Genomic DNA, 2,542 nt, shown 5'->3' with positions numbered 1-2,542 from the left:
ATCGGACATTTGATCTCTCCAACTGTGAGCGGCGCAGGGCCGCAAGATTTTTGATCTGGATAGCGAAGACATGCAGGGACGGGATGGCGTCCAACTCGTCCATGTAGTCGCGGTGACGCTTGGCAAGGACACTCACCTCGCCGGGCGTTTTGCAGGCGCGGATCGCGGCTTTGATCTGCTCGACCTTCTCCGGCGCCTGCGTCGATGGCTTCACGTCAAGGGAACGACTCATGACAAGTCCTCCACCATTTGAATGCGCTCACCGATCCACTCCATGACGCTGGTCGCCATGGAATTACCAAGGGCCTTATATCGCGGGCCGTCCGGACACTGATCCGCAGGCTTGCCGCGCCACTTGATCCGCGTGTAATCGTCAGGGAAGGCTTGCAGGCGTTCGCATTCGCGTGGAGTCAGGCGGCGGACTTGCCACAAGTTGTCTTTTGCTACGACTGCAGGCGTTTGGTTTGCGGACAATGTGGAGGTGACGCCAGAGCATGGGTCGAACCCGATTCTTGATTGATCTCCACCAGCTTGATGCTGGAACGCAACGGCATGGCAATGCGCCGCTTGAAGGGTAAAAGACGGATCCCCGATATCGCCAACCCCGATTCCTTCTCTGGAAGTATTGCTGGTGTCTTGGCCCCGTAGAGCCATCTGTGTATTTATTGGGATTGCAACAGGTGAAGCGACAAGATCGGTCGCGTCCTTATAGTCCCGCGCCTTCATTGCGGATGATGTGCCGTCGACCTCATACTCTCCGAATGCGACCATCCTGGCGGCAACAGGCGCGCAAACGTGCGGATTGTCACCACCCCCCTGAGAGGCGCGGATGGCAGTGCTTCTCGGACCGCTTAACTCAGCGGTTCCACCGCCGTCTCGACCACGGATAGCAACGCCTTGTGCAGCATTTCCGGCAAGTCTTTGCCCCGCTTCTCGGCGCGGCGAAGGATCCCCGCGCATGCTTTGGGCGTCAAATAGAACCGCTGCGGCACGTCGCCAGTCTCCAAGATATCCGACAACGAACACACGACGCCGCCGCTGCGGGACAGCGTAGGGGAAGCCGCGTGCTCTGACGTATTGAGCGTCAAGGACTCGGTAGGCCCACCCATACCCGAGTTGCCCCAAGCCCCCGAGGAAGGAACCAAAGTCCCGTCCTCCGCTGCTTGACAGGACGCCGGGCACATTCTCCCAAACCACCCACTTGGGCCGATATCGGTCAGCAATGGCAAGATAGGTGAGCGCGAGGTTACCACGCGGATCGTCCAGTCCTTTTCTAAGTCCTGCGACACTGAAGGACTGACATGGGGTTCCTCCGACGAGAAGAGAGACATTTGCGACATCAGGCCACTCCTTGAATTGGGTCATATCCCCGAGGTTCGGGACTTCCGATTGAACGGGTAGAGATTGAACAGATTTGATTGCCGCCGCTCTGGCGCGGCGGTCCTCTTCTTTCAAACCGGATGCATCTGGTGACGGCATGAACATGGGGCGAGACGCCCCTTGCCGTTGATCCAGGACGTGGCATGGAAAGGGCTCGATCTCCGACACAGCCGCCGGACGCCACCCCATCGGCCCCCACGCCACCGACGCGGCCTCGATGCCGCTGCAGACAGACAGAAACCGCATGGATCAGCCCAGCGCTTTGCAGTCGAAAAGCGGGATGAAAGGGAAAGACGCCGCAACGGCAAATGAACGTTTCATGCTATGCACTCCAAAATTAACGGGTGCATGCAAGTTGGCTCAGGTAGGGGAGTGGAACGCAGGAATGGACCGGAATGACTCGCCGGTTTTCATTCCGGTCGCCCAGCGCGGCGGGTTTATTCCGCCTTCACGGCTTCGCGCCGGTCACACCGATCGGAGGTCGGGCCGGGCTTTCGCCAATACGGGCACGCGGGGAGAGGTGCCCCGTTCGGATCGGACAGAGCGCAGCCGCGACAGTCGCCCAGCGCGTCTCGCAACATTGCGTCATACCAACTCATACAGGATCCCCGCCTTTGACTTGCGCAGACGCAACGGGGCCAATACCCTGATACCCGAGCGCGGGCGGATCAATAGCCGGGTAAGCCACGCGCTCGCTCTCCTCCCGAACGTAGCGCCACCGGACATAGAGACCCAAGAACAGGTCCGTCTCGACTTCCAGGCGAAAGCCGTCCGGAGCGGGCGCAGGGGATTCATAGCCATACGGGTATATCCAGCCGGTCGTCATGGGCGCGCCTTACTTTAACGGCTCGCCGGTTCTTGCGTCCTTGATCTTCGCCAGGGGCCAGATCGGGAAGCCGAAGGTAAGCCACTCGAACGCCCATACCTCGGCAATGAATGGTGCCCCACGGCACTCCTGGTCGAACGGGCCAGCGTCGAACGGTGATCCGTCACGGTTGACGGGAAGGCGGCGCTTGCCAATGCATGGGATCAGGAACCCCGGTCGAAATATCCACCACATGATCAATTCTCCTACTCAGACTCGCGGAACTTGTCGCGCAGCTCGATGATCGCCTCGCCGTTCGGGCTATCCGGCCCAAGAGCGGTCTCTATCGAGTCCAGA

Annotated in this window: 5 protein-coding genes; all 5 read right to left on the bottom strand. The window is 60.0% G+C overall.

Translation table 11 applies throughout. The features are described from left to right. Positions 1-232: hypothetical protein (locus BM152_RS18680; protein ID WP_066598935.1), on the bottom strand; the 232-nt coding region annotated here is incomplete at its 3' end. Next, positions 229-1,485: a DNA cytosine methyltransferase gene (locus BM152_RS19605; RefSeq protein ID WP_111481444.1), complete on the bottom strand. Its 1,257-nt coding sequence runs from the start codon at positions 1,483-1,485 to the stop codon at positions 229-231. The genes BM152_RS18680 and BM152_RS19605, both read right to left, overlap by 4 nt. Positions 1,486-1,828: 343 nt before the next feature. Continuing rightward, on the bottom strand, positions 1,829-1,969 hold the full coding sequence (locus BM152_RS19385; RefSeq protein WP_156444335.1) for a hypothetical protein: 141 nt from the start codon (positions 1,967-1,969) through the stop codon (positions 1,829-1,831). Positions 1,970-1,975: 6 nt separating this feature from the next. Further along, entirely contained in the window at positions 1,976-2,206 is a 231-nt protein-coding gene (locus BM152_RS19475) for a hypothetical protein (RefSeq protein ID WP_066598932.1), read from the bottom strand. A gap of 9 nt (positions 2,207-2,215) precedes the next feature. After that, positions 2,216-2,440, bottom strand: a complete 225-nt coding sequence (locus tag BM152_RS18655; protein WP_066598930.1) for a hypothetical protein — start codon at positions 2,438-2,440, stop codon at positions 2,216-2,218. Positions 2,441-2,542: the final 102 nt, after the last annotated feature.

Origin of the sequence: Celeribacter halophilus, assembly GCF_900114135.1 — a bacterium.
GTDB classification, from domain to species: Bacteria; Pseudomonadota; Alphaproteobacteria; order Rhodobacterales; family Rhodobacteraceae; genus Celeribacter; species Celeribacter halophilus.
Note: the sequence above shows the minus strand (reverse complement) of the source record. Positions and strands in the feature narration are given on the sequence as shown.